Source organism: Streptomyces sp. NPDC020362 (assembly GCF_040642095.1).
Lineage (GTDB): Bacteria > Actinomycetota > Actinomycetes > Streptomycetales > Streptomycetaceae > Streptomyces.
The window spans coordinates 1-26,914 of the sequence record NZ_JBFAET010000122.1; the positions used below are offsets into that span (position 1 = coordinate 1).

The following is a 26,914-nucleotide window of genomic DNA, read 5'->3' on the forward strand; positions in this document are numbered from 1 at the left end:
GCCGGAACCATGGGGTTCGGGCCACCCCGGCGGCGTTTTTCGCGCACGCCGTCTCGCCTTCCGTGCACGCCTTTCGTGCACGCCGTTCGCCCGCACGCCGCATGCGCATGCCGTTTCGCCCGCATACCGGATGTGCATGCCGTTTCGCCTGTATGTCGCATGTGCACGCCGTTCGCCCGTACGCCGCAGCGGAGGGGCACCTCCCCGGGGCCCGGGGAACCGCGCGACCGGCCCTGCACGCCCCCCAGCGGCCCGTCTGCCGCACGGGAACAGCGCACGGGCACACCAACGCCGGAGGGCCCACAGCAAGCGCGCTGCAGGCCCTCCGGCGTCTGTCGTACCGCGGGCTTACGCCTCGCGGCGCAGCGTCGGCTTCAGCTCCTTGAGACGGCCCAGGAGGCCGTTCACGAACGAGGGCGACTCGTCCGTGGAGAACTCCTTCGCCAGCTGCACCATCTCGTCCAGGACGACGGCGTCCGGGGTCTCGTCCACCCAGATCAGCTCGTACGCACCCAGACGCAGGATGTTGCGGTCGACGACCGGCATCCGGTCGAGCGTCCAGTCGACCGCGTACTGGGCGATCAGCTCGTCGATGCGCCTCGCGTGCTCCGCGTAGCCCTCGACCAGCTGCATCGTGTACTCGCTCACCGGCGGCTGCCGGGTGTCGCTCCGGGAGAGCCGGATCCAGTCCGCGAGGACCGTCAGGACGTCGGCGCCGCGCTGGTCGCCCTCGAAGAGGATCTGGAAGGCGCGCTTGCGGGCCGTGTTGCGAGCAGCCACGGTTAGCTGTTCACCCGGCCGAGGTAGTCGCTGGTGCGGGTGTCGACCTTGATCTTCTCGCCGGTGGTGATGAAGAGCGGGACCTGGATCTGGTGGCCGGTCTCCAGGGTGGCGGGCTTGGTGCCACCGGTGGAGCGGTCGCCCTGGACGCCCGGCTCGGTCTCCTGGACGACCAGCTCGACGGCGGCCGGCAGCTCGACGAAGAGCACCTCGCCCTCGTGCTGCGCGACGGTGGCCGTGAAACCCTCGATGAGGAAGTTGGCGGCGTCAGCGACGGCCTTGCGGTCGACCATCAGCTGGTCGTAGGTCTCCATGTCCATGAAGACGAAGTAGTCGCCGTCCATGTACGAGAACTGCATGTCGCGCTTGTCGACAGTGGCGGTCTCGACCTTGACGCCGGCGTTGAAGGTCTTGTCGACCACCTTGCCGGACAGCACGTTCTTCAGCTTGGTGCGCACGAAGGCCGGGCCCTTGCCGGGCTTGACGTGCTGGAACTCGACGACGGACCAGAGCTGGCCGCCTTCGAGCTTGAGCACCATGCCGTTCTTGAGGTCGTTCGTGGAAGCCACGGTTGCGGAATCTCCTGGACTGACGTACGACCCCGGGGCATGCGCACAGCGCGAGGCTAGAGCGCGAGCAGCTCCTTGGTCGTGATGGTGAGTAGCTCGGGTCCGCCGTCCGCCTCTGGGCGCACGACGAGCGTGTCATCGATCCGGACGCCGCCCCGGCCCGGGAGGTGAACCCCCGGTTCGACGGTGACCGGCACGCAAGCGTCCAGTTTACCCATGGCTGCGGGGGCCAGCTGCGGGTCCTCGTCGATTTCGAGTCCGACGCCGTGTCCGGTCAGCGGTGGCAGGGCTTCCGCATAGCCCGCGGAGTCCAGCACCTGGCGTGCCGCGCGGTCGACGTCGCGGTAGGCGGCGCCGGGCGCCAGGGACTCGCGCCCGGCGCGCTGGGCAGCGAAGACGAGGTCGTACAACTCGATCTGCCAGTCGGCGGGCGAGGTGCCGATGACGAAGGTGCGGCCGATCTCGCAGCGGTAGCCGCGGTAGGTGGCGCCCAGGCAGACGGAGAGGAAGTCGCCCTCCTCCACACGGCGGTCGGTGGGGCGGTGGCCACGGCGGCCGGAGTGCGGCCCGGTGGCCACGGAGGTCGGGAAGGCCGGACCGTCGGCGCCATGGTCGACCAGCCGCCGCTCCAGCTCCAGCGCGAGGTGTCGCTCGGTGCGGCCGACCAGGATCGACTCCAGCAGCTCGCCGAGCGCCTGGTCGGCGATCTCGGCGCCGATCCGCAGGCAGGAGATCTCCTCCTCGTCCTTGACCACCCTGAGCTGCTCGACGGCCGCGCCGAGGTCGGCGAGGCGCAGCCTGGGGGCGACGGAACCGAGGGCCCGGTGCCGGGAGACGGTGAGGTGGTGTTCCTCCACGGCGAGGGATTCCGCGCCCTGACCTGCGGCGAGGCCCCCGGCCGCGACCGCGGGATCCCCGCCGGGCGAGGGCAGGATGTGCAGCGCCAGTGCCTCGTCGGGGCGGCCCTCCGTCGGCCGGTCCTCCGGTGGACCGGCGCAGACCAGCAGATCCTGCCGTTTTCCCAGCAGGAGGACGGAGGCCTGTGGGGCAGCGCCGGCGAGATAGCGCACGTTGGCGGGGAGAGAGATGAGCGCTGCCGCGGCGCCGGCCGCGTTGCAGCGCTCCCTGAGCCGGGCTCGGCGGGTCGCGTACACCTCTGACATGAGACGAGCGTAGGAGTTTTGTCCGGCTTGTGCGTATTGGTGAGGGCCGAGTGGGGTCGGATGGTGGTGCAGTTGTACGACGGGGGCGGGTCGGTGGGGGCTTGGCACGCAGTTCCCCGCACTCCCGGGCAGAACCGGTTGCCCCCGTTTCACCAGCTCGGCGGGCTTGCTATGGCCCTGGCCAGGACGTCGTCCAGGACGCGGGCCGTGCCGGGGACGTCCAGCTGGGAGTTGTCGATGATCGGGAGGCCCGAGCCGTACCAGCCGGCCATGCGGCCGTGGATGCGGGCCACCTCCTCGTCCGTGAGGCGGCGGTTGCCGGTGCGTTCGGCGTTGCGCTCCAGGACGATGTCGAGGCCCGGGAGGAGGACGACCGGGAGCAGGCCGGGGCCGACATGGCGCTTCCAGCCGCCGAGGCCCACCACGGGGCGGTCCGGGAAGACGGCGTCGTCCAGGACGCAGGAGATGCCGTTGGCCAGGAAGTTCCGCGCGGCGAAACCGCAGGTACGACGGGCGAGGCGGTACTGGGCCTCGGAGTTGTCGTTCCACCCCGACTGCGGGTTGGCGTAGCCCGAGCGGACCCATTCGCGGACGTCGTCCAGGCTGATGTGGGCGGTGGGCACCCGGCGCTGGGTCGCCCAGTACTTGGCCACGCTGGTCTTGCCGGCGCCCGCGGGGCCGATCAGCAGCACGGCCAGGGTGGTGGTCGTCGGGTCCGGGGCGGAGACGGCGGCCGGGGGTGCGGTGGGCACGCCGACCGGGCCGCCGGGCGGCAGCGGTACGTGGCCGGTGGTGTCGGGGGCGGGCGGAAAGCCCGGCGCGGGTGGCGGCGGGGGCACGGGTGCGGGACCCTGGGGGGCTCCCGGGTGCGGACCCGGCTGGTGTGCGGCCGGCGCCCAGCCGGCCTGCGGTCCCTGCCCCGGCTGGTGGGGCGGCGGCAGCGGAGGCCCCACTGCGTGCTGCATCCGTTGCCACTCCATCTCGTACACACTTTTGGTGCTGGGAGGCGGGTGCGAGGCCCGCTCCTTACCGAACGGTACCGCCCCCGGCCGTCGTTTGGTGAAACGACCGGGGGCGGTCCGAAGTGCCCGGTCCGCGAGGGGAGTCGGACGGAAGGAACGGCGGGGTACTTACTGGCCCACTTCTCCGTAGGCGGCGAGCAGGACCGCGGGGTCCGGGCCCTCCAGGACGGTGGGCTTGGCCAGGCCGTCGAGGACGATGAAGCGCAGCAGGTCGCCGCGGGACTTCTTGTCGACCTTCATCGTCTCCAGCAGCTTGGGCCACTGGTCGTAGCGGTAGTGCAGGGGCAGGCCGACCGATTCCAGGACCGTGCGGTGGCGGTCCGCCGTGGCGTCGTCCAGCCGGCCCGCGAGACGGCCGAGTTCGGCGGCGAAGTGCATGCCGACCGCGACCGCCGCGCCGTGGCGCCACTTGTAGCGCTCGTTCTTCTCGATGGCGTGGCCGAGGGTGTGACCGTAGTTCAGGATCTCCCGCAGACCGGATTCCTTCAGGTCGGAGGAGACGACGTCGGCCTTCACCCGGATCGAGCGCTCGATCAGCTCGGCCGTGTACGGGCCCGCCGGTGTCCGGGCGGCCTCGGGGTCGGACTCGATCAGGTCGAGGATCACGGGGTCGGAGATGAAGCCGGCCTTGATGATCTCGGCGAGGCCGGAGACGTAGTCGTTGACCGGGAGGGAGTCCAGCGCGGCCAGGTCGCACAGGACGCCGGCCGGCGGGTGGAAGGCACCCACCAGGTTCTTGCCCTCGGCGGTGTTGATGCCGGTCTTGCCGCCGACGGCCGCGTCGACCATGGCGAGCACGGTGGTGGGGACGGCGATCCAGCGCACCCCGCGCAGCCAGGTCGCGGCGACGAAACCGGCAAGGTCCGTGGTCGCGCCGCCGCCGACGCCGACGATGACGTCGGTGCGGGTGAAGCCGGACTGGCCGAGCGCCTTCCAGCAGTAGGCTGCGACCTCGGCGGTCTTGGCCTCCTCGGCGTTGGGCACCTGGATGGCGACGGCCTCGAACCCCTGCTCCGCGAGGTCGGCGCGCAGGGCGTCGCCGGTCTCGGCGAGCGCCTCCGGGTGGATCACCGCGACCCGCTTGGCCCTCGGGCCGATCAACCCGCCCAGCTCGCCCAGGAGTTGCCGGCCGACCAGCACCTCGTAGGGGTCGGTGCCCGCGGTGCCGGCGACCTGGATCCGGGTGACTGCCTCGCTCATGCTTCCTTCAACTCCAGTGCGTCCAGCGCTGCTCGGGTGACCTCTTCGGGGGTGCGGCCGTCGGTCGGTACGACGGCGGTGGCGACCTCCTCGTACAGGTGGCGGCGGGCCTCCATCAGCTCGCGCCACTGCTTGCGCGGGTTGACCGCGAGCAGCGGGCGGGCCACGTTGAGCCCGGTGCGCCTGACGGCCTCCTCGACGTCCATCGAGAGGTACACCACCCGGTGCCGGGCGAGCAGCGCGCGGGTGTCCGCGTCGAGGACGGCCCCGCCGCCGAGCGCGAGGACGCCCTCGTGCTCGGCGAGCGCGGTGTGCACCGCCCGCTTCTCGATCGCGCGGAAGGCGTCCTCGCCCTCGTCCACGAAGATCTCGGCGATGGTGCGGCCCTCGCCGGCGACGATGTCGTCGTCGGTGTCCCGGTAGCCGGTCCCGAGCCGCTCGGCCAGCAGCTGCCCGACGGTGGACTTGCCCACGCCCATCGGGCCGACCAGTACGACCGCAGGCATCGCGGTCACCGGATCCGGAGGCTGTCGAGGTAGGACTGCACGTTCCGGCGGGTCTCGGGGACGGAGTCGCCGCCGAACTTCTCCGCGACCGCGTCCGCGAGGACCAGCGCCACCATGGCCTCGGCGACGATGCCGGCGGCCGGGACGGCGCACACGTCGGAGCGCTGGTGGTGGGCCTGGGTGGCCTCGCCGGTGGCGACGTCGACGGTCTGCAGGGCCCGCGGCACGGTCGCGATCGGCTTCATGGCGGCACGCACGCGCAGCAGCTCGCCGGTGGTCAGGCCGCCCTCGGTGCCGCCGGAGCGGCCGGTGGCCCGCTTGATGCCCTCGGCGGTGGCGAGGATCTCGTCGTGGGCCTTGGAGCCGGGCACCCGCGCCAGCTCGAAGCCGTCGCCGACCTCGACGCCCTTGATCGCCTGGATGCCCATGAGGGCGGCGGCCAGACGGGCGTCCAGCCTGCGGTCCCAGTGCACGTGCGAGCCGAGGCCGACCGGGACACCGTAGGCCAGCACCTCGACCACACCGCCGAGCGTGTCGCCGTCCTTGTGGGCCTGGTCGATCTCCGCGACCATCGCCTTCGACGCGTCGGCGTCCAGGCAGCGCACCGGGTCGGCGTCCAGCTTCTCGACGTCGGCCGGGGTCGGGTAGACGCCGTAGGGGGCCTTGGCGGAGGCCAGCTCGACGACGTGGGAGACGATCTCGATGCCGGCCGTCTCCTTCAGGTAGGAGCGGGCGACGGCACCGAGCGCGACGCGGGCGGCGGTCTCACGGGCGGAGGCGCGCTCCAGGATCGGGCGGGCCTCGTCGAAGCCGTACTTCTGCATGCCGGCGAGGTCGGCGTGGCCGGGCCGGGGCCGGGTCAGCGGCGCATTGCGGGCGAGGCCGTCGAGGATCTCCGGGGCGACCGGGTCGGCCGCCATGACCTGCTCCCACTTGGGCCACTCGGTGTTCCCCACCATGATCGCGACCGGGGAGCCGAGGGTGAGGCCGTGCCGGACACCGCCGAGGAAGGTGACCTCGTCGCGCTCGAACTTCATCCGCGCACCGCGGCCATAGCCGAGCCGACGCCGCGCCAGGTGGTCCGCCACCATCTCCGTGGTGATCGGCACGCCGGCGGGAAGCCCCTCCAGCGTCGCGACAAGTGCGGGACCGTGGGACTCCCCCGCGGTCAGCCAACGCAGCCTGCTCAACGGTGCTCCTCAGTGTTCGCGCCCGGTACTGCCCTGCGTACGCGTGTCCTCGCGTACGGCGACGGCTTGACCGGGTGCGCGACCCCGGTCCGCCACCTCCGATCCTCCCACGTCCCAGGCGGGTGTCCGGCCGATGGTCCAGCAGGCGGGACGGAGGGGCGCAGCAGCCGGGGGTCAGCGGGCCGCGAGCGCCTTCTCGCCGGCGTGCCGCATGGCCTCCAGGGGCGCCGGCGAGCGGCCGGTCATCTGCTCGACCTGGAGAACGGCCTGGTGGACCAGCAGATCGAGGCCGCTGACGACGGCGCCGCCGAACATGGACCATCGGGCCGCCAGCTCGGTGGGCCAGGGGGCGTAGAGCACGTCGAAGAGGGTGGCGGGGCACTCGGGTACGGCGCCGGCGAGGGCGTCGGTGGTACCGGCGGGGGTGGTGGCGATCACCAGGGGGGCGCTCAGGGCCTGCTCCGCGTCCGCCCAGTCCGCCGTACGGACGTCGATGTCCAACCGTTCGCCCCACCGGCGCATCTCGGCGGCGCGGGCCTCGCTGCGGACATAGGCGACGACCTCGCCGGTGCAGATCCGGGCGAGCGCGGCCAGTGCCGAGGAGGCGGTGGCGCCGGCGCCGAGGATCGCGGCGGAGTCGACCTGTTCGATGCCGTGCTCGCGCAGGGCGGCCACCATGCCCGGGATGTCGGTGTTGTCGCCGATGCGGCGTCCGTCCTCGGTGAAGACCACCGTGTTGACGGCGTCGACCGAGGCGGCCGTCTCGCTGATCTCGTCCACCAGCGGAATGACCGCCCGCTTCAGCGGCATGGTCAGCGACAGCCCCGCCCACTGCGGACCGAGCTTCTCGAAGAAGCCGGGCAGGGCGGCTTCGTCGATCTCGAAGCGGTCGTACGACCAGTCGGTGAGCCCGAGTGCGTCGTAGGCCGCCCGGTGCAGCACCGGCGAGAGGGAGTGGGCGACGGGCGAACCGAGCACGGCCGCCCGGCGGGCGTCAGTTGCCCGAGCTTTCATTGAACTTGTCCTTGAGCTTGTTGAATTCGGCCAACGTCTTGGCGAATTCGGTGTTGCTCACGCCGTCGGTCGCCACGAAATAGATCCAGCCGTCGTGCGTCGGATTCAGCGCCGCCCTCATCGCGTCCTCACCGGGGTTGCCGATCGGACCGGGCGGAAGACCCTTGTGGGTGTACGTGTTGTACGGGTTCAGGTTGCCGTGGATCTCCTTCTCGGAGATATGGATGTTGCTCGTGCCCTTGAGGTAGTTGTACGTCGAGTCGAACTGCAGCAGCTGGTTCGTCTCGGTGTTGGTGGGCTTGAGGCGGTTGTAGACCACTTCCGCCATCTTGCGGAAGTCGTCGTGGGTTTTGCCCTCCGCCTGGACCAGGCTCGCGACCGTGACGAGCTGGAAGGCGTCCTGCAGGCCGAGCGCCTTCGCCTTGCCCGGCAGGTCGTAGGCGGCGTACCTCGATTTGGCCTGGGTGATCATCTGTTTCAGGACGGCATCGGGCTTCATTCCCTTGGCGGCCGGATAGGTACCCGGGTAGAGGAAGCCCTCCAGCGGATCCCTGACGTCGCTGCCGGTCTGCACCCAGCTCGGCAGGCCGAGGGTCTTGTAGGACGTCTTGACAAACTTCTGCGTGGTTCCCGTGGAAACGTCGAGCTGTTTGTCGATGGCCTGGTAGACCTCGGAATTACGCTCGCCCGGTTTGACGAGCACATTGCTCTGGCTGCTCGGGTCGAGCATCAATTGCACGGCACTCGCGGCGGACATCTCCTTCTTCATGAGATAGGCGCCGGCCTGGATGGAGTCCGCCTTGGGGATCTCCTTCTGCGCGTGCACGAACGCATCGGCGCTCTTGATGACTCCGGCCTCCTGCAGGCGGCGGCCGATCTCCCAGCCTCCCGCGCCCTTGGGGATCTCGACGGTCACCTTCTCGCTGGTGCCGCTGCCCGCGTAGTCGGGGGCCGGGCCGAAACGATTTTGGTAGAACTTGTAGCCGAAATATCCGACTCCGCCGAGGCCACCGCCGAAGACGAGCACCACGACCATGCAGGCGCAGCCGGTACGGCGTTTCTTGCTCTTGACCGGTTTCCGGCCACGGCGGTCACCGCGGCCGGACCGGCTCTCGGCCTCGTCGTCGTCCTCGTCGTCGCCTCCGGCGAAGAAGGCGGCTTCCCCCTGGTCCTCGCCCGGGTCCCAGCCGGTCTCCGGGTCCGGGCCCTGGCCCGTCCGCGGGCCGGTCTGCGAGCCCGGCTCCGGTTCGGGTCGCCTGCGGCCGGGCGGCTCGGGCGGCGGGTAGGCGTCCTCGGTGCCGTAGAAGTCGGGCTGCTGCGCGCCGTAGGCCACGGGCTGCTGGCCGTAGGGGTCACCGGGGTCGGCGGCGTACGGGACGTGGCCGTGGGTGCCGGTCGCATCCCAGCCACCCTGGGGGTACTGCTGCTGGGTCTGCGCCGCGTACTGCTGGTCCTGCTCGGCGTACTGCCGGCCGTAGTTCGATCGGCCCTGTTCGTCGTAGTACTGGTGCTGCTGCTGGCCGTACCCGGGCTGCTGCCCCTGGGTCCAGTCGCCGTACTGCGGCTGCGGGTACTGCTGCTGCGGCTGGCCGCCGTAGGGGGACTGCTGACCCGCCTGGGTCTGCTGTCCTCCCCATCCGACGTCCCCGTACAACGGGTCCTCCGGATGCCACGGTTCGGAGCCTGCGCCCCGGCCATACTCAGTCATCGATCCCCTAGAGCCGCGAGGTCGACGGTAGCGCGGCCGGTGGACCGGCTTCCGTTCCGCCTCTCTTGCTGTGCGGTGGCTGTTCGAACACCGCCGCATCGCGCGGAACGTTACCGTATCGCGATCAGATGACCACTTCGACGCCCTCGCCGGGTGCTTTACCTGACACCCGTTCGGATTCGAGGGCCTGCTGGAGGATGATGACGGCGGCGGCCTGGTCGATGACGGCGCGGCCCTTCTTGGATTTCACGCCCGAGGCGCGCAGTCCCTGACTGGCCGTCACGGTCGTCATCCGCTCGTCCACCAGGCGCACCGGCACGGGATCGATGCCCTTGGCCAGCTCCTGGGCGAAGGCGCGGACCTTGACCGCGGCCGGGCCCTCGCCCCCTTTGAGAGAGCGAGGGAGTCCGACGACGACCTCGATCGGCTCGTACTCCTCCACCAATTGACGCAACCGGCGGTGGGCGGCGGGGATGTCCCGGCCCGGGACGGTCTCCACCGGTGTGGCGAGGATCCCATCGGGGTCGCACGAGGCGACCCCGATCCGGGCATCCCCGACGTCGATCGAAAGTCGACGTCCTCTGCGCATTTCCGACCGTTTCCTTACCTGGCTGTCACTTGGCGGTGTCGGCGACGAGACGCTCGACGGCCTCGACGGCCTCGCCTACGGCGGCCGGGTTCTGGCCGCCGCCCTGGGCGACGTCCGGCTTGCCGCCACCGCCGCCGCCGAGCGTCTTGGCAGCGGTACGGACCAGGTCACCGGCCTTGAGGCCGCGCTCACGGGCGGCCTCGTTGGTGGCGATGACCGTCAGCGGCTTGCCGCCCGTGACCGTGAAGAGGGCGACCACGGCGGCCCGGCCGCCCTGGATGCGGCCGCGCACGTCGAGGACCAGCTTGCGCAGGTCGTCCGGCGTGGTGCCGTCCGGGACCTGGCCGGTGACGAGCGCGATGCCCCTGATGTCCTTGGCGGACTCGGCAAGACCGGCGGCGGCCTGCAGCACCTTCTCGGCGCGGAACTTCTCGATCTCCTTCTCGGCGTCCTTCAGCTTGCCGAGCATGGCGGAGACCTTCTCCGGAAGCTCCTCCGGACGGCCCTTGATCAGCTCCTGGAGCTGGGCGACGACCGTGTGCTCGCGGGCGAGGAAGTTGTAGGCGTCCACGCCGACGAGGGCCTCGATACGGCGGACGCCCGAGCCGATGGACGACTCGCCGAGCAGCTTCACCAGGCCCAGCTGGGCGGTGTTGTGCACGTGCGTGCCGCCGCACAGCTCCTTGGAGAAGTCGCCGATGGTCACCACGCGGACCCGCTCGCCGTACTTCTCGCCGAACTCGGCGATGGCGCCCTGCTTCTTGGCCTCGTCGATGCCCATGACCTCGGCCTGCACGTCCAGGTCGCGGGCGAGCACCTCGTTGATCTTCTGCTCGACGTCGGTCATCACGGCCGTCGGGACGGCGGACGGGGAGCCGAAGTCGAAGCGGAAGCGGCCGGGCTGGTTCTCGGAGCCGGCCTGGGCGGCCGTCGGGCCGAGGGCGTCGCGCAGGGCCTGGTGGGTCAGGTGGGTGGCCGAGTGGGCGCGGGCGATGGCCTTGCGGCGGCGGGCGTCGATCGAGGCCTGGGCCTTGGCACCGACCGTGACCTCGCCGACCTGGACGACGCCCTTGTGGACGTACACACCCGGGACCGGCTTCTGGCAGTCGCGGACCTCGATGACGGCACCGGAGTCGACCTTGATCCGGCCGGTGTCGCCGATCTGGCCGCCGCCCTCGGCGTAGAACGGAGTGCGGTCCAGGACGATCTCGACCTCGTCGCCCTCGGTGGCGGCCGGAGAGGAGACGCCGTCGACCAGGATGCCGACGATCGTGGTCTCGCCCTCGGTGTCGCTGTAGCCGATGAAGTCGGTCTCACCGGCGGAGTCGGCGATCTCGCGGTAGGCGCCCATGTCGGCGTGGCCGGTCTTCTTGGCCTGGGCGTCGGCCTTGGCGCGCTCCCGCTGCTCCTTCATCAGGCGGCGGAAGCCCTCCTCGTCCACGGACAGGCCCTGCTCGGCGGCCATCTCCAGGGTGAGGTCGATCGGGAATCCCCACGTGTCGTGGAGCAGGAAGGCCTTGTCGCCGGGCAGCACCTCGCTGCCGGACTGCTTCGTCTCGGTGACGGCGGTGTCGAGGATGTTCGTGCCGGCCTTCAGCGTCTTCAGGAAGGCGTTCTCCTCGGCGAGGGCGACCTTCTCGATGCGCTCGCGGTCGGTGACCAGCTCGGGGTACTGCTGGCCCATCATCCGGATCACGGTGTCGATCAGGTCGAGGACGACCGGGCCGGTGGCGCCCAGCAGGCGCATGTTGCGGATGGCGCGGCGCATGATGCGGCGCAGGACGTAGCCGCGGCCCTCGTTGCCGGGGGTGACGCCGTCGCCGATGAGCATGGTGGCCGTGCGCATGTGGTCGGTGACCACGCGCAGGGACACGTCCGAGGCGTGGGCTTCGCCGTAGCGGACGCCGGTCAGCTCGGTGGCCTTGTCGATGACGGCCATGGAGGTGTCGATCTCGTACATGTTCTGCACGCCCTGCAGAATCATGGCGAGGCGCTCCATGCCGAGGCCCGTGTCGATGTTCTTGCTCGGCAGGTCCCCGAGGATCTCGAAGTTGTCCTTGCCGATGCCCTCGCCACGCTCGTACTGCATGAAGACGAGGTTCCAGATCTCCACGTACCGCTCGTCGTTGACGGCGGGGCCGCCCTCGACGCCGAACTCGGGGCCGCGGTCGTAGTTGATCTCGGAGCAGGGGCCGCAGGGGCCCGGGACGCCCATGGACCAGTAGTTGTCCTTCATGCCGAGGCGCTGGATGCGCTCCTTCGGCACGCCGACGACCTCGTGCCAGATGCGCTCGGCCTCGTCGTCGTCCTTGTAGACGGTGATCCACAGACGGTCGGGCTCCAGGCCGTAACCGCCCTTGTCCTGGGGCGTGGTGAGCAGCTCCCAGGCGTACTTGATGGCGCCTTCCTTGAAGTAGTCGCCGAAGGAGAAGTTGCCGCACATCTGGAAGAAGGTGCCGTGCCGCGTGGTCTTGCCGACCTCTTCGATGTCGGGCGTGCGCACACACTTCTGCACGCTGGTGGCGCGGGCGAAGGGCGGCTTGACCTCACCCAGGAAGTAGGGCTTGAAGGGAACCATGCCGGCGGGGACGAGGAGCAGAGTCGGGTCGTCCGCGATGAGCGACGCCGAAGGGACGACGGTGTGCCCGCGCTCCTCGAAGAAGCTCAGCCAGCGGCGGCGAATCTCGGCCGACTCCATCAGTGGTCCTCATTCCGGTTGTACGAGTACGTCGTGTTCTCGATGTACTTCGGGTTGCTGCGGTTGTTCTCGATGGCGGTGTGGCGCCGGGGCGCGGGGAGTTCGGGGTCGGGATTCGCGTTGATCCCCAGCGCCTCCCCCAGCTCGGACTCCCGCTGCGCCATGTTGTCGCGGACGTCGAGCGCAAAGCCGACCGCGCGGTCCTTCAGACGCTGACCGGTCTCCACGGCCTTGTTGGCCGCGGTCGCGGCCAGGCTCTCCGGGGTCAGCTGCTTCAGCTTGCGGTTGACCTTGGTGGTGGCCCAGACACCGGCGGCGACACCCGTGGTGAACCAGAACGTACGGCGGAACATCGCTAGGTCTCAGTCCCTACTCTCCGCGGAGGTTTCGCTTGCCCCGCCGCGCGGCCGGGACGGTCCGGCCCACGATCACGGTACGCCTCGGTGCCTTGCCGGGCACGTCCTCCTTGCGGCCGCCGAGGGCCCGGCGCACCCCGTAGCCGAAGGCCGCGACCTTGACCAGCGGGCCGCCGAAGGTGGAGGCGACGGTGGTCGAGAGCGCGGAGGCGTTCGACGTGACCTCCTGGACGTCGGAGGCGATCGCGTCGACCCGGTCGATCTGGGTCTGCGCGGAGCGCACGGTCGCGGAGGCGTCGGCGAGCAGCGGGACGGCCTGGTCGGTCACGTCCGCGACGAGCTTGGTGGTCGCCTTGAGCGTCTGGGCCAGCCTCGCCAGTGCGACGGCGAGGAAGGAGACCAGGATCGCCCAGAAGACGGCCACCAGGATCCCGGCCACCTCACCACCGGACACTGTGCGCACCCGCTCCCTGAAACGTGCCTGAGCATCGAAAAGTCGTGGACCGAGCCTATCGCGCCGGGCGTGGGACTCCGTACCGGATTACCGTCGGCCGACGGTGGAGTTGCGGGAAGCGATTGTACGGAATGAACACACTTCAGTACGCTCCGTGTCCCATGCGAGGTCCTCAGCGCCCCGGCGCCCCGGCGGACGGCAATCTTCTCCCGGAACTCACCGCGTTCATCGGGCGCTCGGCCGAACTCGCCGGGCTGGCCGAGGCGATGGCGGCGGCCCGGCTGGTCACCGTGACCGGGGTCGGCGGAGTGGGCAAGTCCCGGCTGGCCGCCCGCGCGGCGTTACGGCCCGCGGCCCGGCACGAGGTGTGGGGGGTGGAGCTGGCGCCGGTGCGGGATCCGCAGTTCGTGGAGTACGCGGTCGTGGAGGCGCTGGGGCTGACCGACCACACCACCCGGCTGCCCCGGGAGACCCTGCTCGACCGGCTCGGCGGCCGTCGCGTCCTGCTCGTGCTGGACGGGTTCGAGCACCTGGTGGAGGCCTGTGCCGAGCTGGTGGCCGAGCTGGTGCGCAAGCTGCCGGAGCTGCGGGTGCTGGCGGCGGGCCGGCGCCCGCTGGGGCTGGCGTGCGAGCGGCTGTTCCCGCTGGCCCCGCTCGGCGAGGACGAGGCGGTGGAGCTGTTCGCGGACCGGGCCCTGCAGCAGGGGGTGGACGTCGGCGACTGTCCGGCCGTGCGGGAGCTGTGCGGACGGCTGGAGGGGATTCCGCTGGCCGTGGAGCTGGCCGCCGGGCGGCTGCGGGCCCTGTCCCCGGCGCAGCTTCTGGAGCGTCTCGACGACAGGTTCCGGCTGCTCACCGGCGGGGGCCGGGACGCCCTGCCCCGCCATCAGACGCTGCGCACGGCGATCGGCTGGAGCCATGAGCTGTGTACGCCCGCCGAGCGGTTGCTGTGGGCGCGGCTCTCCGTGTTCGCGCAGACCTTCGACCTGGAGGCGGCCGAGTACCTGTGCAGCGGGGACGGGCTGCCGGCCGAGGACGTCCTGGACGTGCTCGCGGAGCTGCTCGCCCAGTCGGTCCTCTCCCGCGAGGAGACCCCGACGGGCCCCCGCTACCGGATGCTGGACACCGTCCGGGTCTATGGCGCCGAATGGCTGGAGGCGACCGGGGACGGGCCGAGGCTGCGGCGCCGGCACCGGGACTGGTATCTGGGCCTGGCGACCTGGTGCGAGCTGGACTGGTTCTCGCCGCGGCAGCGCGAGGTGGCCGCGCGGGTCGAGGCCGAGCTGCCGAACCTGCGGGCCGCTCTGGAGTTCTGTCTGACCGAGCCGGACGAGGCGCATCTGGGCCAGTACCTGGCGGGCTCGCTGTGGTTCTGCTGGGCGGGCTGCGGGCGGCTGTCGGAGGGGCGGCGCTGGCTGGAGCGCAGTGTGGAACTGGACTCGGGGTACGAGCAGTCCCGGCTGAAGGCGCTGTGGGTGCTCGGCTACGTGGCGATCCTGCAGGGCGACACCGTGCCGGCGCTGGCGGCGCTGCGGGAGTGCCGGGAGCAGGCGGAACGGGCCGGGGACGGGACGGCCGTGGCGTACGCGGAGCACCGAACCGGCTGTCTGGCCCTGGTCACGGACGACATGGCAGGCGCAGAAACGCTGCTTCGGTCGGCACTGGAGCGCTACCGGGAGATCGGCGAGCTGAACAGCAACGTGCTGATGGGCCAGGTGGAACTGGCGATGGCGCGGGCGTTCCAGGGGGACCTGGCGGACGCGGTGCGGCTGTGCGAGGACGTGCGCCGGGTGTGCGAGGACCACGGGGAGCGGTGGGCACGGTCGTACGCGCTGTACGTGCTGGCGTACGCGGCCTGGCGGGACGGGGATCCGGCCGGGGCGCGGGAACTGCTCACGGACTGCCTGGACAATGCACACGCCTTCCACGACCTGCTCGGCACGGTGCTGAGCATCGAGCTGCTGGCCCTGGTGACGGCGTCCCTGGGCGAGCCGGCCGAGGCGGCGGTGCTGCAGGGCGCCGCGGCCCGGCTGTGGCCGTCGGTGGGGCTGCCGCTGTTCGGCTCGGCGTACTACAACGCCCCGCACGAGCTGTGCGAGACCACGGCCCGGCAGGCTCTCGGCGACGAGCACTACGAGGAGTGCGTGCGCGAGGGGGCGGGGCTGGACCGGGAGGCGGCGGTGGGCCGGGCGCTGGGGGACGGCGGTGTGCAGCCGCTGCCGGGGCTGCCCGCACCGCGCGGGCGGGCGCCGCGGGACCCCGGCGGCGCCGGAAAACGCGAACCCGCCGCCTCGCCCACCCGGAAGGGCGGGGAGACGGCGGGCTGAGATGCTGCGCCGGGGCTGGGGTCAGCGGGCGTAGTACTCGACGACGAGCTGCTCGTCGCAGATCACCGGGATCTCCTTGCGGTTCGGCTCACGGTCCAGGCGGAACGCCAGGGCCTTGAGGTTCACCTGCAGGTAGCGCGGGGTCTCGCCGTCGGGGGCGAAGCCACCCTCGCGGGCGATCTGGAAGAGCGTCTTGTCCTTGGAGCGGTCGCGGACCTGCACGACGTCGTCCGGGCGGACGCGGAAGGACGGCTTGTCGACCTTCTGGCCGTTGACCTGGATGTGGCCGTGGACGACCATCTGGCGGGCCTGGTAGATCGTGCGGGCGATGCCCGAACGCAGGACCAGCGCGTCGAGACGGCGCTCCAGCTCGATGATCAGGGCCTCACCGGTCTTGCCCTGGACCTTGGAGGCACGCTCGTAGGCGCGGACGAGCTGGCGCTCGGACACGTCGTACTGCGCGCGCAGACGCTGCTTCTCGAGCAGACGGACCTTGTAGTCCGAGTTCTGCTTGCGGCCGCGGCCGTGCTCACCCGGCGGGTAGGGGCGGGCCTCGAAGTACTTGACGGCCTTCGGGGTCAGCGCGATGCCGAGGGCACGCGACTTCTTGACCTTGGGGCGGGACTGGTTCGCCATGGAACCGAACACCTCGTGTTTCTTATGCGAATACGGCTTCACCAGGGTTAGGGGAGGTCGCATCCGCAGCCGGGGAAACCCGCCTGGTCCGTTGCCGGGCCCGGTGGGCAGCCGCTCCCCTGGTCTGGGCACATACGTGCTGCACGCGAGTGGCCCACCGACCTCTCCCGGGACTCCGGGTGGTGGTGGGCTGCCCGCGACACCATTCGATGGTGCGCGACGCTCCTGGAGATCCTGGCGGACCAGGCCTCCGGCTGGATGTCCCGCTCTGGTGAGCCGGCTCCTCGTACGAGGGACCGGACACGGGACTCAGCACTTCGCAGCAGTCTACAGGGCGCTCAGGAGCGCCTGCGACCGAGGTGCTTCCTCGTCCACTCCACGGCGTCCGCGTACCGAGCCTCCGCGCCGTGCCGGGTCGGCGTGTAGTACTCGCGGTCCTTGAGGGCGTCCGGGGCGTACTGCTGCTGGGCGATGCCCTCGGGCAGGTCGTGCGGGTACAGGTAGCCCTGCGCGTGGCCGAGCTTGGCTGCGCCCTTGTAGTGACCGTCCCGCAGGTGCGGCGGGACCGATCCGGCCAGGCCCTTGCGTACGTCCTCCATCGCGGCGCCGATCGCGGTGGTCGCGGAGTTCGATTTGGGGGCGAGCGCGAGGGCGATGGTGGCGTGGCTGAGGGTGAGGGCGGCCTCGGGGAAGCCGATCATGGCGACGGCCTGGGCGGCCGAGACCGCGATGGGCAGTGCGTTCGGGTCGGCCAGGCCGATGTCCTCGCTGGCGGAGATCATCAGCCGACGGGCGATGAAGCGGGGGTCCTCGCCGGCCTCGATCATGCGGGCCAGGTAGTGCAGGGCGGCGTCGACGTCGGAGCCGCGGATGGACTTGATGAGGGCGCTGGCGACGTCGTAGTGCTGGTCGCCGTCCCGGTCGTACTTCACCGCGGCCCGGTCGACGGTCTGCTCCAGGGTCTGGAGGCCGATCTCGGACTCGCCCTTGTCGAGAGCGGCTCCGGCCGCGGCCTCCAGGGCCGTCAGGGCACGGCGGGCGTCACCGCCGGCGATGCGCAGCAGGTGCTCCTCGGTGTCCTCCGGGAGCACGACGGCGCCCCTCAGACCCCGCTCGTCACCGAGGGCGCGGCGCAGCAGCCCGCGGACGTCGTCGTCGGTGAGGGGTTCGAGCGTGAGGAGCAGGGAGCGGGAGAGCAGCGGGGAGATCACCGAGAAGTACGGGTTCTCCGTGGTCGCCGCGATCAGGGTCACCCAGCGGTTCTCGACCGCGGGGAGCAGGGAGTCCTGCTGGGCCTTGCTGAAGCGGTGGATCTCGTCCAGGAAGAGGACGGTCTCCTTGCCGAAGCCGCCGGTGGCACGGCGGGCGCCGTCGATGACCGCGCGGACCTCCTTGACGCCCGCGGTGATGGCGGACAGCTCCACGAACCGCTTGTCGGTGGCCTTGGAGACGACGTAGGCGAGTGTGGTCTTGCCCGTGCCGGGCGGGCCCCAGAGGATCACCGAGGACGGTCCGGCGGGACCGCCGTTGCCCTCGCCGACCAGTCGGCGCAGCGGTGAGCCGGGCTTGAGAAGGTGCTGCTGGCCCACCACCTCGTCGAGGGTGCGCGGGCGCATCCGAACCGCCAGGGGACTTCCTGCCGGGTCCTTCTCCTGGCGTTCTTCTGCTGCGGCGGTGAAGAGGTCGGGTTCCACGCTGAAACCCTAAGACACGGCACTGACAACACCGCACGGTCCGGGGCCGGGCCCAGAAGCCGGAGGCAGGCCGAGAGCCGGGCCGGGCCCAGAACACGGGCCGGGCCCGGAACCGGGGTCAGGCCCAGAGCTGGCTGCCCCAGCGGGTCAGGATCAGCATGGCGATGACGCCGCAGTGCGTGACCGGCAGCACCCAGGTGAACTCGCCCAGGAAGGACTTCAGCCGGCGCGGGGACGGCAGGAAGTCGTTGCGGACGTTGAACGAGGTGACGTACCAGAACATGGTGATCGTGGCGACCCAGGCCAGCGAGCACCACAGGCACAGCGCGTTGATCCGGTACAGGGACTCGAACTGCAGCCAGGTGACGAAGCAGACCCCGAACAGGGTGCCGAAATTGAAGGTCAGCCAGTACCAGCGCGGGAAGCGCGCCCGGGCCAGCAGGCTCATGCCGACGCAGATCACGATGCCGTAGCAGACCAGGCCGAGCATCGGGTTCGGGAAGCCGAAGACGGCCGCCTGCTTGCTCTCCATCACGCTGCCGCAGGACACCACCGGGTTCACGCTGCAGCCGGGCGTGAAGGTCTTGCCCGCGACCTTGGCCTCGAGGATCTTGAACTTGTCGATCGTGATGACCCAGGCGGCGAGCAGTCCGGCAGCGCCGGTGATCACCAGCAGCAGGGCGAAGGCCCGGCTGCCGCCCACCGCGCGGGACGCTTCGGTGGCACGCTCGGGCTCGGACTCCGTGGAGACGTCTTTGACTGTCGTCTTGCTCATCACGCCGATTCCGTCACTTGAGAGTTGGACCATCTTCCGGCTGGGGGTTCATTGTGCCGCACCCCCCTGTGTGTCCACCGTTCGGTGGACACAAGGAGGTACGCACGGTGGTCACGGAGCGTTCGGTTCCGGCCGATGCTCAAAGGCATGACAGCACACGCGAACGAACTCGCGGTGCACGTACGGGGGCTGCGCAAGCAGTACGGAGACGTGACCGCGGTGGACGGCATCGATCTCGGCATCCGGCGCGGTGAGGTGTTCGGCCTGCTGGGACCCAACGGCGCGGGCAAGAGCACCACGGTCGAGATACTCCAGGGCAACCGGTCGCGGGACGCGGGCGAGGTGTCGGTCCTCGGGACGGATCCGGCAACGGGCACGCGCGCGTGGAGGTCCCGTGTGGGAATCGTCTGGCAGGACGAATCCGCGCCCGCCGAATTGACGGTCGGCGAGACCGTACGGCATTTCGCCCGTTACTACCCGCGGCCGCGCGACCCCGGGGAGGTCATCGGCCTGGTCGGGCTCGGAGCGAAGGCGAACAGCCGGGTCAAGACCCTCTCCGGCGGTCAGCGGCGCCGCCTGGACGTGGCGCTCGGCGTGATCGGCGACCCCGAGCTGCTGCTCCTGGACGAGCCGACCACCGGATTCGACCCGGCCGCCCGGCACCAGTTCTGGGACCTGATCCGGCTGCTCGCCGACGAGGGCACCACGATCCTGCTGACCACGCACTACCTGGAGGAGGCCGAGGCCCTCGCGGGCCGGCTCGCGGTCGTCGCCCGGGGCCGGGTGGTCGCCGAGGGCGGGCCCGGTGAGCTGCGCGAGCAGTACGGCACCGGCGCCACCGTCACCTGGACGGAACCCGACGGTTCCGCGCGCGTGGAGCACACCGACACCCCCACGCGGACCGTCGCCGCCCTGCTGAGCCGCTTCGACGGCGAGATCCCGGGCCTGACGGTGACCCGCCCCACCCTGGAGGACGTCTACCTCCGGCTGACCGGTCAGGAGGCCGCCCGATGACCACGACCGCCGTACGGACCGCCGCCCGCGGGTCCGCCGGGTCCCTGCCCGGCCCCTGGACACTCGGACTGCTGCGGGGCGGCCTGGAGATCAGGCAGTTCTTCCGGCAGCGCGAGCAGGTGGTGTTCACCTTCTCCTTCCCGGTGGTCTTCCTGTTCCTGTTCGCGTCGATCTTCCACGACGACGTCCGGGGCACTGGGGTGAGCGCCTCGCAGCTGTACGTTCCCGCCATGATGGCCTCCGGGATCATGTCCACGAGCTTCCAGTCGCTGGGCATCTCCATCGCCGTCGAACGCGACGAGAAGGCGCTGCGGCGGCTGCGCGGCACACCGATGCCGCCGGCGGCCTACTTCCTGGGCAAGATATGGCTCGTTCTGTTCACCGGTGTGCTGGAGACCGCGGTCCTTCTGTTCGTGGGCACCGCGTTCTACGACGTCAGCCTGCCGACCGACGCCGGGCGCTGGTTCGACTTCGCGTGGATCTTCGTGCTCGGCCTGACCGCGTGCGCGCTGCTGGGCATCGCGATCAGCTCGGTGCCCAGATCGGCGAAGAGCGCCAGCTCCGTCGTCGTACTCCCCTTCCTGGTGCTCCAGTTCATCTCCGGGGTCTACATCTCCATCGACACCATCCCCGGCTGGATGCTCGACATCGGCGCACTGTTCCCGCTGAAGTGGCTGTGCCAGGGGCTGCGTGGTGTGTTCCTGCCGGACTCCGCGCGGGTGCTGGAGCAGGCCGGGAGCTGGGAGTTCGGTCGGATCGCGCTGGTGCTGGCGGCCTGGTGCGTCGGAGGATTGGCCCTGTGTCTACTTACCTTCCGGTGGAAGAACCGGCGCGAGGGGTGACCGGTCCGGGCCGGGCGCGGGAGGCCGACGCCTGGGACCGGACGATCCGGTACTGGGACGCCTACTTCGCCGTGGCCTGGGCGGCCACGCTCGCCTTCGTCCTCGACGCGGCGCACCCGGGCCTGCCGGTCCGGGCCGCCGCGGCGGGGCTGCTGGTGCCGCTGGTTCCCTGGTACCTGTCGGTCGGCCGGACGCTGTTGCAGCAGGACCCGTCCGACGAACGGCGCGCCCTGGGCTATCTGGCCGGAGCGATGGTGCTGTTCCTGCCGGCCGCGGTTCTCGTCGACCAGACCCGGCTGATGGCGTACGCGCTGATCCCGCAGTGCTTCATGGTGCTGCGCATGCGGTGGGCCCTGATCGCCGTGACCGTCATCAACCTGGCGCCGGTCCCCGGCTGGGCGGCGCTGTGGCGGCCCCGGTGGCCGGACCTCATCGCCAACGTCCTGTTCGCCGTGGTCACCCTCCTCTTCTCCGTGGTGATCGGCAGCTGGATCATCCGGATCATCGAGCAGAGCACGGAACGGGCCGAGCTGATCGCCGAGTTGGATGCCAGCCGGCACGAGATCTCCCGGCTGTCGGCCGCGCACGGAGCGCTCGCCGAACGCGAACGGCTGGCCCGCGAGATCCACGACACCCTCGCGCAGGGTTTCACCAGCCTGCTGATGCTCGTCCAGGCCGTGGACGCGGAGCTGGACTCCGACCTTCCGCAGGCCCGCCGCCACCTGGCCCTGATGGACGAGACGGCCCGCCGCAACCTCGCCGAGGCCCGGGCCCTGGTGGCCGGCGGTGCCCCCGCCGATCTGGCGGATGCCTCGCTGCCGGACGCGCTGGCACGGCTGACAGCGCGGCACGAGGCCGACTTGGACGTGACCGGTCCGGTGCACGCTCTTCCGGCCGGCATCGAGGTGGTGGCCCTGCGTTCCTGTCAGGAGGCGCTGACCAACGCCCGTCGGCACGGGGGAAGTTCGGCGGCCGTGAACGTCACTCTCGGCTACACCGACGACGCCGTGACCGTCACCGTGCACGACGACGGCCGGGGCTTCGACCCCGCCGCCGTGTCGAGCGGCTACGGTCTCGCGGGGCTGCGTGCACGCGCCGCAGAGGTGGGCGGGACCGCGACGGTGCGCAGCGCACCCGGCGACGGTACGACGGTGACCGTGCGCCTGTCCGTTCCCGCCGCCGCGAGAAGTGAGGTTCCGTGATCCGGATCATCCTGGCCGACGACCATCCCGTCGTACGGGAGGGACTGCGCGCGATGCTGAGCGCCGAGCCGGACCTGGAGGTGGTCGGGGACGCGGCGAACGGGCCGCAGGCCGAGGCGCTGGCGGTGGAACTGCGCCCCGACATCGTGCTGATGGACCTGCGGATGCCGGGCGGCGGGGGCGTCGATTCGATCCAGCGGATGAGCGCGGCCGGGCTGCCCTGCCGGGTGATCGTGCTGACGACGTACGAGACGGACCGGGACATCCTGCGGGCCGTGGAGGCGGGCGCCGCGGGCTATCTGCTCAAGGACATGCCGCGCCGGGAACTCGCGGACGCGGTACGGGCCGCGGCGCGCGGCGAGACGGTCCTCGCCCCGTCGGTGGCCACCCGCCTGGTGGACCAGCTCCGCGCCCGCCCCGAACTCCCCCGCCTGTCCGCCCGCGAGACGGCGGTCCTGCGCCTGGTGGCGGACGGCTGCACCAACGCGGAGATCGGGCGCCGCCTCTTCATCGGTGAGTCGACGGTGAAGACCCACCTGCTGCGGATCTTCGGAAAGCTGGGCGTGGACGACCGCACCGCAGCCGTCACCAGCGCCCTGCGACACGGGCTGCTAGACCACTGAGACGGGCGCCGGAGGTGTCCGGCGCCCTTGCGGCCCCTGGGGCCTGCCGGCGGTCGTGCCGGCCAGGTCCTCAGCCGAGCCGCGACTCCAGCTCCGCCACGATCTCGTTCACGCCGATCGCCGTCTGTTCGCCGGACTCCATGTCCTTGAGCTGGACGACGCCCTCGGCGAGGTCACGCTCGCCGGCGACGATCGTGTAGCGGGCCCCGCTGCGGTTGGCGTTCTTCATGGCGCCCTTCAGGCCCTTGCCGCCGTAGGAGAAGTCCGCGGCGACACCGGCCTTGCGCAGCTCGGTGACCTTCGCGAACAGCACCCGGCGGGCCTCCTCGCCGAGCGGCACCGCATAGACGCTGGTCGAGGCCGGGATGTCCAGCTCCACGCCCTCGGCCTCCAGGGCGAGGACCGTGCGGTCGACACCGAGCGCCCAGCCCACCGACGGCAGCGCGGGACCGCCGATCATCTCCGACAGGCCGTCGTAACGGCCGCCGCCGCCCACCGCGGACTGGGAGCCCAGGCCGTCGTGCACGAACTCGAAGGTGGTGCGGGTGTAGTAGTCCAGACCGCGGACCAGCCTCGGGTCGTCCTCGAAGGCGACGCCGGCCGCGGTGATCAGCTCGCGGACCTCCTCGTGGTACGCCTTGCAGGCGTCGCACAGGTAGTCGCGCAGCAGCGGGGCGCCGCCCAGCTGCTTCTGGACCGACTCCCGCTTGTCGTCGAGCACCCGCAGCGGGTTGATCTCGGTGCGGCGCTGGGTGTCCTCGTCGAGGTCGAGGCCGCGCAGGAAGTCCTGGAGAGCGGCGCGGTACACCGGGCGGCACTCCTGGTCGCCCAGGCTGTTGAGCAGGATGCGGAAGTTGCTGAGCCCCAGGGAGCGGTACGCCTGGTCGGCCAGGATGATCAGCTCGGCGTCCAGCGCCGGGTCCTCGGCGCCGATCGCCTCGGCGCCGACCTGGGAGAAGTGCCTGTAGCGGCCCTTCTGGGGGCGCTCGTAGCGGTAGTACGAGCCGGAGTACCAGAGCTTGACCGGGAGGTTGCCCGACTTGTGCAGGTTGGCCTCCAGGGCCGCCCGCAGGACGGACGCCGTGCCCTCGGGCCTGAGGGCCAGCCTGTCGCCGCCCTTGGTCTCGAAGGCGTACATCTCCTTGGTCACGATGTCGGTGGACTCACCCACTCCGCGCGCGAAGAGTTCGACGCTCTCGAATCCGGGAGTCTCGATGTAGCCGTAGCCGGAGTTGCGCAGCGGGGCCGCGATCGCCTCGCGGACCGCCAGGTACGTGGCGGAGTCCGGCGGGATCAGGTCGTAGGTGCCCTTGGGGGCCTGGAAGGTACTCACGAAGCTCTCTCGTCACATTCCTCGTCGGGGAGCCCTGAAGGCTCCCTGGCCGGCCGCCACCTGCCGCAGATAGGGGTTGGTGGCGCGCTCCTGGCCGATGGTCGTCTGGGGGCCGTGGCCGGACAGCACCACGGTGGAGTCCTCGAGCGGCAGGCACACACGGGCCAGCGAGTCGAGGATGTCCTCCGTGGAGCCACCGGGCAGATCGGTGCGTCCGATGGAGCCGGCGAACAGCAGATCCCCGGAGAAGAAGACCGGCGGGATGTCCGCGGTCTCGGGCATCCGGAAGGTCACCGACCCCTTGGTATGGCCCGGCGCGTGCGCGACGGAGAACTCCAGCCCGGCGAGCTCGAGGGCGGAGCCGTCGGTCAGTTCCTTGACGTCGTCCGGCTCCCCCACGGTCAGCTCGCCCATCAGCGGCATGCCGATGGACCGGCCGAGCGCCTTCTCGGGGTCGCTCATCATGTACCGGTCCTCGGGGTGGATCCAGGCCGGTACGTCGTGGGCGCCGCACACGGGGACGACCGAGGCCACGTGGTCGATGTGGCCATGGGTGAGGACGACGGCGACGGGCTTGAGCCGATGCTTCTTCAGTGCTTCCTCGACGCCCTGGGCGGCCTGATGGCCCGGGTCGATGATCACGCACTCCTCACCGGCGGCGGGGGCGACGAGATAGCAGTTCGTCCCCCAGGCCCCGGCGGGGAACCCGGCAATGAGCACGATCGTCCTTCGTTGTGTCGATACGGGAGGGCTTACGGGCGGTCGGCCCGTGGCCCAGAGCCTACCGGCGCTGCCGTTTCCTCAGCGAACCCATATACGGTACGGGGCTACAAGCGGCTGTCGGCTCACAGGACGCACGTGTACCGGTCGACACACGACACGCATGAGGAGAGAACCCGGTGGTCAGCCAGGAGCAGCGGCGGCGTCAGCTCGCCCGGGAGAAGTTCTTGCGGCAGCAGCAGCGGCGCACCAGCGCACGGCGCAAGGCACGTATGCGCAACTCCGTGATCGCGTCGGTGCTCGGCGTGGTCGTGATCGGCAGTGTCGCTCTGTACACGACCGGGGTGCTCAAGAACAGCGACGACGACAAGAAGTCCGGCGCGAGCTCCGGCGTCACGCCGAGCGCCTCGCCGAGCAGCAAGGCGCCCGACCCCTGCGAGAAGCCGGCCGCGGGCGCGGTCAAGAAGCAGAGCTGGAAGAAGGAGCCGGCGATGTCGATCGACACGTCGGCGAAGTACACGATGAAGCTCGCGACGACGTGCGGTGACATCGACGTCGCGCTGAAGACGTCGGCCGCGCCGCACACCGTGAACTCGTTCGACTTCCTCGCGGGCAAGGGCTTCTTCGACCACACCAAGTGCCACCGTCTGACCACGAGCGGCATCTACGTGCTGCAGTGCGGCGACCCGCAGGGCACCGGCATGGGCGGCCCCGGCTACACGATCCCGGACGAGAACCTCAAGGACGCGAGCCTCAAGGGCAACACGTATCCGGCGGGCACGGTGGCGATGGCCAACCAGTACAACGCGCAGACCAAGCAGGGCCGTCACACCGGTGGCAGCCAGTTCTTCCTGGTCTACAAGGACAGTCCGCTGCCGCCCAACTACACGCCGTTCGGCACGATCGACCCGGCGGGCCTGAAGGTGCTGAGCAAGATCGCCGCCGCGGGCGAGAACACGGGTGCCGGTGACGGCGCCCCGAACGCGACGGTCGTGATCAACAAGGCGACGGTCACCAAGTCCTGACGCCGTAGCAATGCTCAAGACGGCCAACTGCGGAATTTCGGTCGCGCTGGATGCGGACAGGTAACCCGCTGGTCGCCTATGTTGGCCGTGACGAAACTGTGGACGATGCCCGGGGGTGCTGAGGCCCCCCGCAGGCATCATGTGGAGGAGGCGCTGTGAGCAGCGACCCGTGGGGCCGCGTCGACGAGACGGGGACCGTGTACGTGCGTACGGCCGACGGCGAGCAGGTCGTCGGATCCTGGGCGGCCGGCTCCCCCGAGGAGGCGCTTGCCTACTTCGAGCGCAAGTACGAGGGCCTGGTTGTCGAGATCGGCCTCCTCGAGAAGCGAGTGCAGACCACCGACCTGTCGGCGAAGGACGCCCAGATCGCGATCGACCACCTGCGCGAGCAGGTGGACGCGCATCACGCGGTCGGTGACCTTGGCGCACTGCGGACCCGCCTCGACAAGCTGGTGGCGACGGTCGAGTCCCGGCGTGAGGAGCGCAAGGCGCAGCGCGCCAAGCAGTCCGACGAGGCCCGCAAGGCCAAGGAGGACCTGGTCGCCGAGGCCGAGCAGCTGGCGCAGTCCGACCAGTGGCGAGCCGCCGGCGAACGGCTGCGGTCCCTGGTGGACACCTGGAAGGGGCTGCCGCGTCTGGACCGCAAGTCCGACGACGAGCTGTGGCACCGCTTCTCGCACGCCCGGTCGGCGTTCTCCAAGCGCCGCAAGGCGCACTTCGCGCAGCTCGACGCGCAGCGCGAGGAGGCCCGCAAGACCAAGGAGCGGCTGGTCGCCGAGGCCGAGGCGTTGTCCGGCTCGGCGGACTGGGGTCCGACGGCGGCCCGCTACCGCGAGCTGATGGCGGACTGGAAGGCCGCGGGCCGCGCCCAGCGCGAGCACGAGGACGACCTGTGGAACCGCTTCCGCGGCGCCCAGGACGTGTTCTTCGCGGCCCGCAGCTCGGTCTTCGCCGAGCGGGACGCCGAGCAGGCGGAGAACCTGAAGCTCAAGGAGGAGCTGGCCGAGGAGGCCGAGAAGCTCCTGCCGATCACGGATCTGAAGGGCGTCCGGGCGGCCTTCCGTTCGATCAACGAGCGCTGGGAGGCCATCGGTCACGTCCCGCGGGACGCGCGTCCGAAGGTCGAGGGCCGGATGCACTCGGTCGAGCGGGCCATCCAGGAGGCCGAGGAGGCCGAGTGGCGCCGGACGAACCCGGAGGCACGCGCGCGTGCCGAGGGTCTGACCGGTCAGCTGCAGGCCGCCGTGGACAAGCTGAGGGCGCAGATCGAGCAGGCGCGTGCCCAGGGCAACAGCTCCAAGGCCGACAAGCTGGAGCGGGAGCTGGAGGGCCGCCAGGCGCTCCTGGACCAGGCTCTGAAGGGCCTGCAGGAGTTCGGCGGCTGATCCCCGCTCGCGCGACGCGCAAGGGCCGTAACCATCCGTCATGCCCAAGCGCTTCAGACCCCGTTTGCCCCGGTCGACCGGTGAGCGTG

At 70.8% G+C, this 26,914-nt stretch carries 25 protein-coding genes; 7 read left to right on the forward strand and 18 right to left on the reverse strand.

All coding sequences use genetic code 11. The features are described from left to right. Window positions 1-348: 348 nt before the first annotated feature. The 13 genes from nusB to AB0H32_RS32090 all read right to left on the reverse strand — a co-directional run bounded on the left by nusB (window position 349) and on the right by AB0H32_RS32090 (window position 13,249). Window positions 349-780 (reverse strand): transcription antitermination factor NusB, encoded by a 432-nt coding sequence (gene nusB / locus AB0H32_RS32030; RefSeq protein WP_361127761.1) that lies wholly within the window; start codon window positions 778-780, stop codon window positions 349-351. Between the two features lie 2 nt (window positions 781-782). Next, complete coding sequence (gene efp, locus AB0H32_RS32035) at window positions 783-1,349, reverse strand: elongation factor P (RefSeq protein WP_360665989.1); 567 nt, start codon at window positions 1,347-1,349, stop codon at window positions 783-785. A 56-nt stretch (window positions 1,350-1,405) separates the two neighbouring features. Beyond that, entirely contained in the window at window positions 1,406-2,512 is a 1,107-nt protein-coding gene (locus tag AB0H32_RS32040; RefSeq protein ID WP_361127765.1) for an aminopeptidase P family protein, read from the reverse strand. Between the two features lie 149 nt (window positions 2,513-2,661). Beyond that, window positions 2,662-3,477: a Pro-rich N-terminal domain-containing protein gene (locus AB0H32_RS32045; protein ID WP_361127768.1), complete on the reverse strand. Its 816-nt coding sequence runs from the start codon at window positions 3,475-3,477 to the stop codon at window positions 2,662-2,664. A 165-nt stretch (window positions 3,478-3,642) separates the two neighbouring features. Next, window positions 3,643-4,734: a 3-dehydroquinate synthase gene (gene aroB, locus AB0H32_RS32050; protein WP_361127771.1), complete on the reverse strand. Its 1,092-nt coding sequence runs from the start codon at window positions 4,732-4,734 to the stop codon at window positions 3,643-3,645. Next, window positions 4,731-5,240: a shikimate kinase gene (locus AB0H32_RS32055; RefSeq protein ID WP_361127823.1), complete on the reverse strand. Its 510-nt coding sequence runs from the start codon at window positions 5,238-5,240 to the stop codon at window positions 4,731-4,733. The genes aroB and AB0H32_RS32055 overlap by 4 nt, the downstream gene beginning before the upstream one ends. A 5-nt stretch (window positions 5,241-5,245) precedes the next feature. Continuing rightward, window positions 5,246-6,430: a chorismate synthase gene (gene aroC, locus AB0H32_RS32060; RefSeq protein ID WP_361127774.1), complete on the reverse strand. Its 1,185-nt coding sequence runs from the start codon at window positions 6,428-6,430 to the stop codon at window positions 5,246-5,248. 174 nt (window positions 6,431-6,604) lie between these two features. Continuing rightward, complete coding sequence (locus tag AB0H32_RS32065) at window positions 6,605-7,444, reverse strand: shikimate dehydrogenase (protein WP_361127777.1); 840 nt, start codon at window positions 7,442-7,444, stop codon at window positions 6,605-6,607. Continuing rightward, entirely contained in the window at window positions 7,425-9,152 is a 1,728-nt protein-coding gene (gene mltG, locus AB0H32_RS32070; RefSeq protein ID WP_361127780.1) for an endolytic transglycosylase MltG, read from the reverse strand. The genes AB0H32_RS32065 and mltG overlap by 20 nt, the downstream gene beginning before the upstream one ends. A gap of 124 nt (window positions 9,153-9,276) precedes the next feature. Beyond that, entirely contained in the window at window positions 9,277-9,741 is a 465-nt protein-coding gene (gene ruvX / locus AB0H32_RS32075; RefSeq protein WP_361127783.1) for a Holliday junction resolvase RuvX, read from the reverse strand. Between the two features lie 25 nt (window positions 9,742-9,766). After that, window positions 9,767-12,439: an alanine--tRNA ligase gene (alaS, locus tag AB0H32_RS32080; protein ID WP_361127786.1), complete on the reverse strand. Its 2,673-nt coding sequence runs from the start codon at window positions 12,437-12,439 to the stop codon at window positions 9,767-9,769. Then, window positions 12,439-12,792 carry a hypothetical protein gene (locus tag AB0H32_RS32085; RefSeq protein WP_361127789.1) on the reverse strand — a complete coding sequence of 118 codons (354 nt, stop codon included), beginning with the start codon at window positions 12,790-12,792 and terminating at the stop codon, window positions 12,439-12,441. The genes alaS and AB0H32_RS32085 overlap by 1 nt, the downstream gene beginning before the upstream one ends. 16 nt (window positions 12,793-12,808) lie before the next feature. Beyond that, entirely contained in the window at window positions 12,809-13,249 is a 441-nt protein-coding gene (locus tag AB0H32_RS32090) for a DUF948 domain-containing protein (protein ID WP_361127825.1), read from the reverse strand. A gap of 161 nt (window positions 13,250-13,410) precedes the next feature. Between AB0H32_RS32090 and AB0H32_RS32095 the strand changes: the two genes are divergently transcribed. Then, a complete protein-coding gene (locus AB0H32_RS32095) occupies window positions 13,411-15,576 on the forward strand; it encodes a regulator (protein WP_361127792.1) in 2,166 nt (721 codons plus the stop codon). 21 nt (window positions 15,577-15,597) lie between these two features. Here the strand turns inward: AB0H32_RS32095 and rpsD are convergent, their stop codons facing one another. From rpsD to AB0H32_RS32110, 3 genes are all read right to left on the reverse strand, one after another. After that, window positions 15,598-16,212 carry a 30S ribosomal protein S4 gene (rpsD, locus tag AB0H32_RS32100; RefSeq protein WP_066996810.1) on the reverse strand — a complete coding sequence of 205 codons (615 nt, stop codon included), beginning with the start codon at window positions 16,210-16,212 and terminating at the stop codon, window positions 15,598-15,600. 338 nt (window positions 16,213-16,550) lie between these two features. Further along, window positions 16,551-17,906, reverse strand: a complete 1,356-nt coding sequence (locus AB0H32_RS32105) for a replication-associated recombination protein A (protein ID WP_361127796.1) — start codon at window positions 17,904-17,906, stop codon at window positions 16,551-16,553. Between the two features lie 118 nt (window positions 17,907-18,024). Next, complete coding sequence (locus AB0H32_RS32110) at window positions 18,025-18,681, reverse strand: vitamin K epoxide reductase family protein (protein WP_361127799.1); 657 nt, start codon at window positions 18,679-18,681, stop codon at window positions 18,025-18,027. A 147-nt stretch (window positions 18,682-18,828) separates the two neighbouring features. On the opposite strand from AB0H32_RS32110, the gene AB0H32_RS32115 reads away from it, so the two are divergent. The 4 genes from AB0H32_RS32115 to AB0H32_RS32130 are packed head-to-tail and all read left to right on the forward strand — an operon-like array spanning window position 18,829 to window position 22,362. After that, window positions 18,829-19,695 carry an ABC transporter ATP-binding protein gene (locus AB0H32_RS32115; RefSeq protein WP_361127802.1) on the forward strand — a complete coding sequence of 289 codons (867 nt, stop codon included), beginning with the start codon at window positions 18,829-18,831 and terminating at the stop codon, window positions 19,693-19,695. Then, window positions 19,692-20,537 carry an ABC transporter permease gene (locus tag AB0H32_RS32120; protein ID WP_361127805.1) on the forward strand — a complete coding sequence of 282 codons (846 nt, stop codon included), beginning with the start codon at window positions 19,692-19,694 and terminating at the stop codon, window positions 20,535-20,537. Before AB0H32_RS32115 ends, AB0H32_RS32120 begins: the two co-directional genes overlap by 4 nt. Further along, complete coding sequence (locus AB0H32_RS32125) at window positions 20,513-21,739, forward strand: sensor histidine kinase (protein ID WP_361127828.1); 1,227 nt, start codon at window positions 20,513-20,515, stop codon at window positions 21,737-21,739. Before AB0H32_RS32120 ends, AB0H32_RS32125 begins: the two co-directional genes overlap by 25 nt. Beyond that, on the forward strand, window positions 21,736-22,362 hold the full coding sequence (locus AB0H32_RS32130; RefSeq protein WP_361127808.1) for a response regulator transcription factor: 627 nt from the start codon (window positions 21,736-21,738) through the stop codon (window positions 22,360-22,362). The genes AB0H32_RS32125 and AB0H32_RS32130 overlap by 4 nt, the downstream gene beginning before the upstream one ends. A gap of 70 nt (window positions 22,363-22,432) precedes the next feature. Here AB0H32_RS32130 and hisS read toward each other — a convergent pair whose 3' ends face one another. Both hisS and AB0H32_RS32140 read right to left on the reverse strand, forming a co-directional pair. Beyond that, window positions 22,433-23,695 (reverse strand): histidine--tRNA ligase, encoded by a 1,263-nt coding sequence (gene hisS, locus AB0H32_RS32135; RefSeq protein WP_361127811.1) that lies wholly within the window; start codon window positions 23,693-23,695, stop codon window positions 22,433-22,435. Window positions 23,696-23,707: 12 nt separating this feature from the next. Next, a complete protein-coding gene (locus AB0H32_RS32140) occupies window positions 23,708-24,415 on the reverse strand; it encodes an MBL fold metallo-hydrolase (RefSeq protein ID WP_361127814.1) in 708 nt (235 codons plus the stop codon). Window positions 24,416-24,594: 179 nt separating this feature from the next. Here AB0H32_RS32140 and AB0H32_RS32145 point away from each other — a divergent pair, with 179 nt between their 5' ends. Continuing rightward, window positions 24,595-25,440: a peptidylprolyl isomerase gene (locus AB0H32_RS32145; protein WP_361127817.1), complete on the forward strand. Its 846-nt coding sequence runs from the start codon at window positions 24,595-24,597 to the stop codon at window positions 25,438-25,440. Between the two features lie 155 nt (window positions 25,441-25,595). Continuing rightward, a complete protein-coding gene (locus tag AB0H32_RS32150; RefSeq protein ID WP_361127820.1) occupies window positions 25,596-26,825 on the forward strand; it encodes a DUF349 domain-containing protein in 1,230 nt (409 codons plus the stop codon). The last annotated feature ends 89 nt before the right edge of the window (window positions 26,826-26,914 follow it).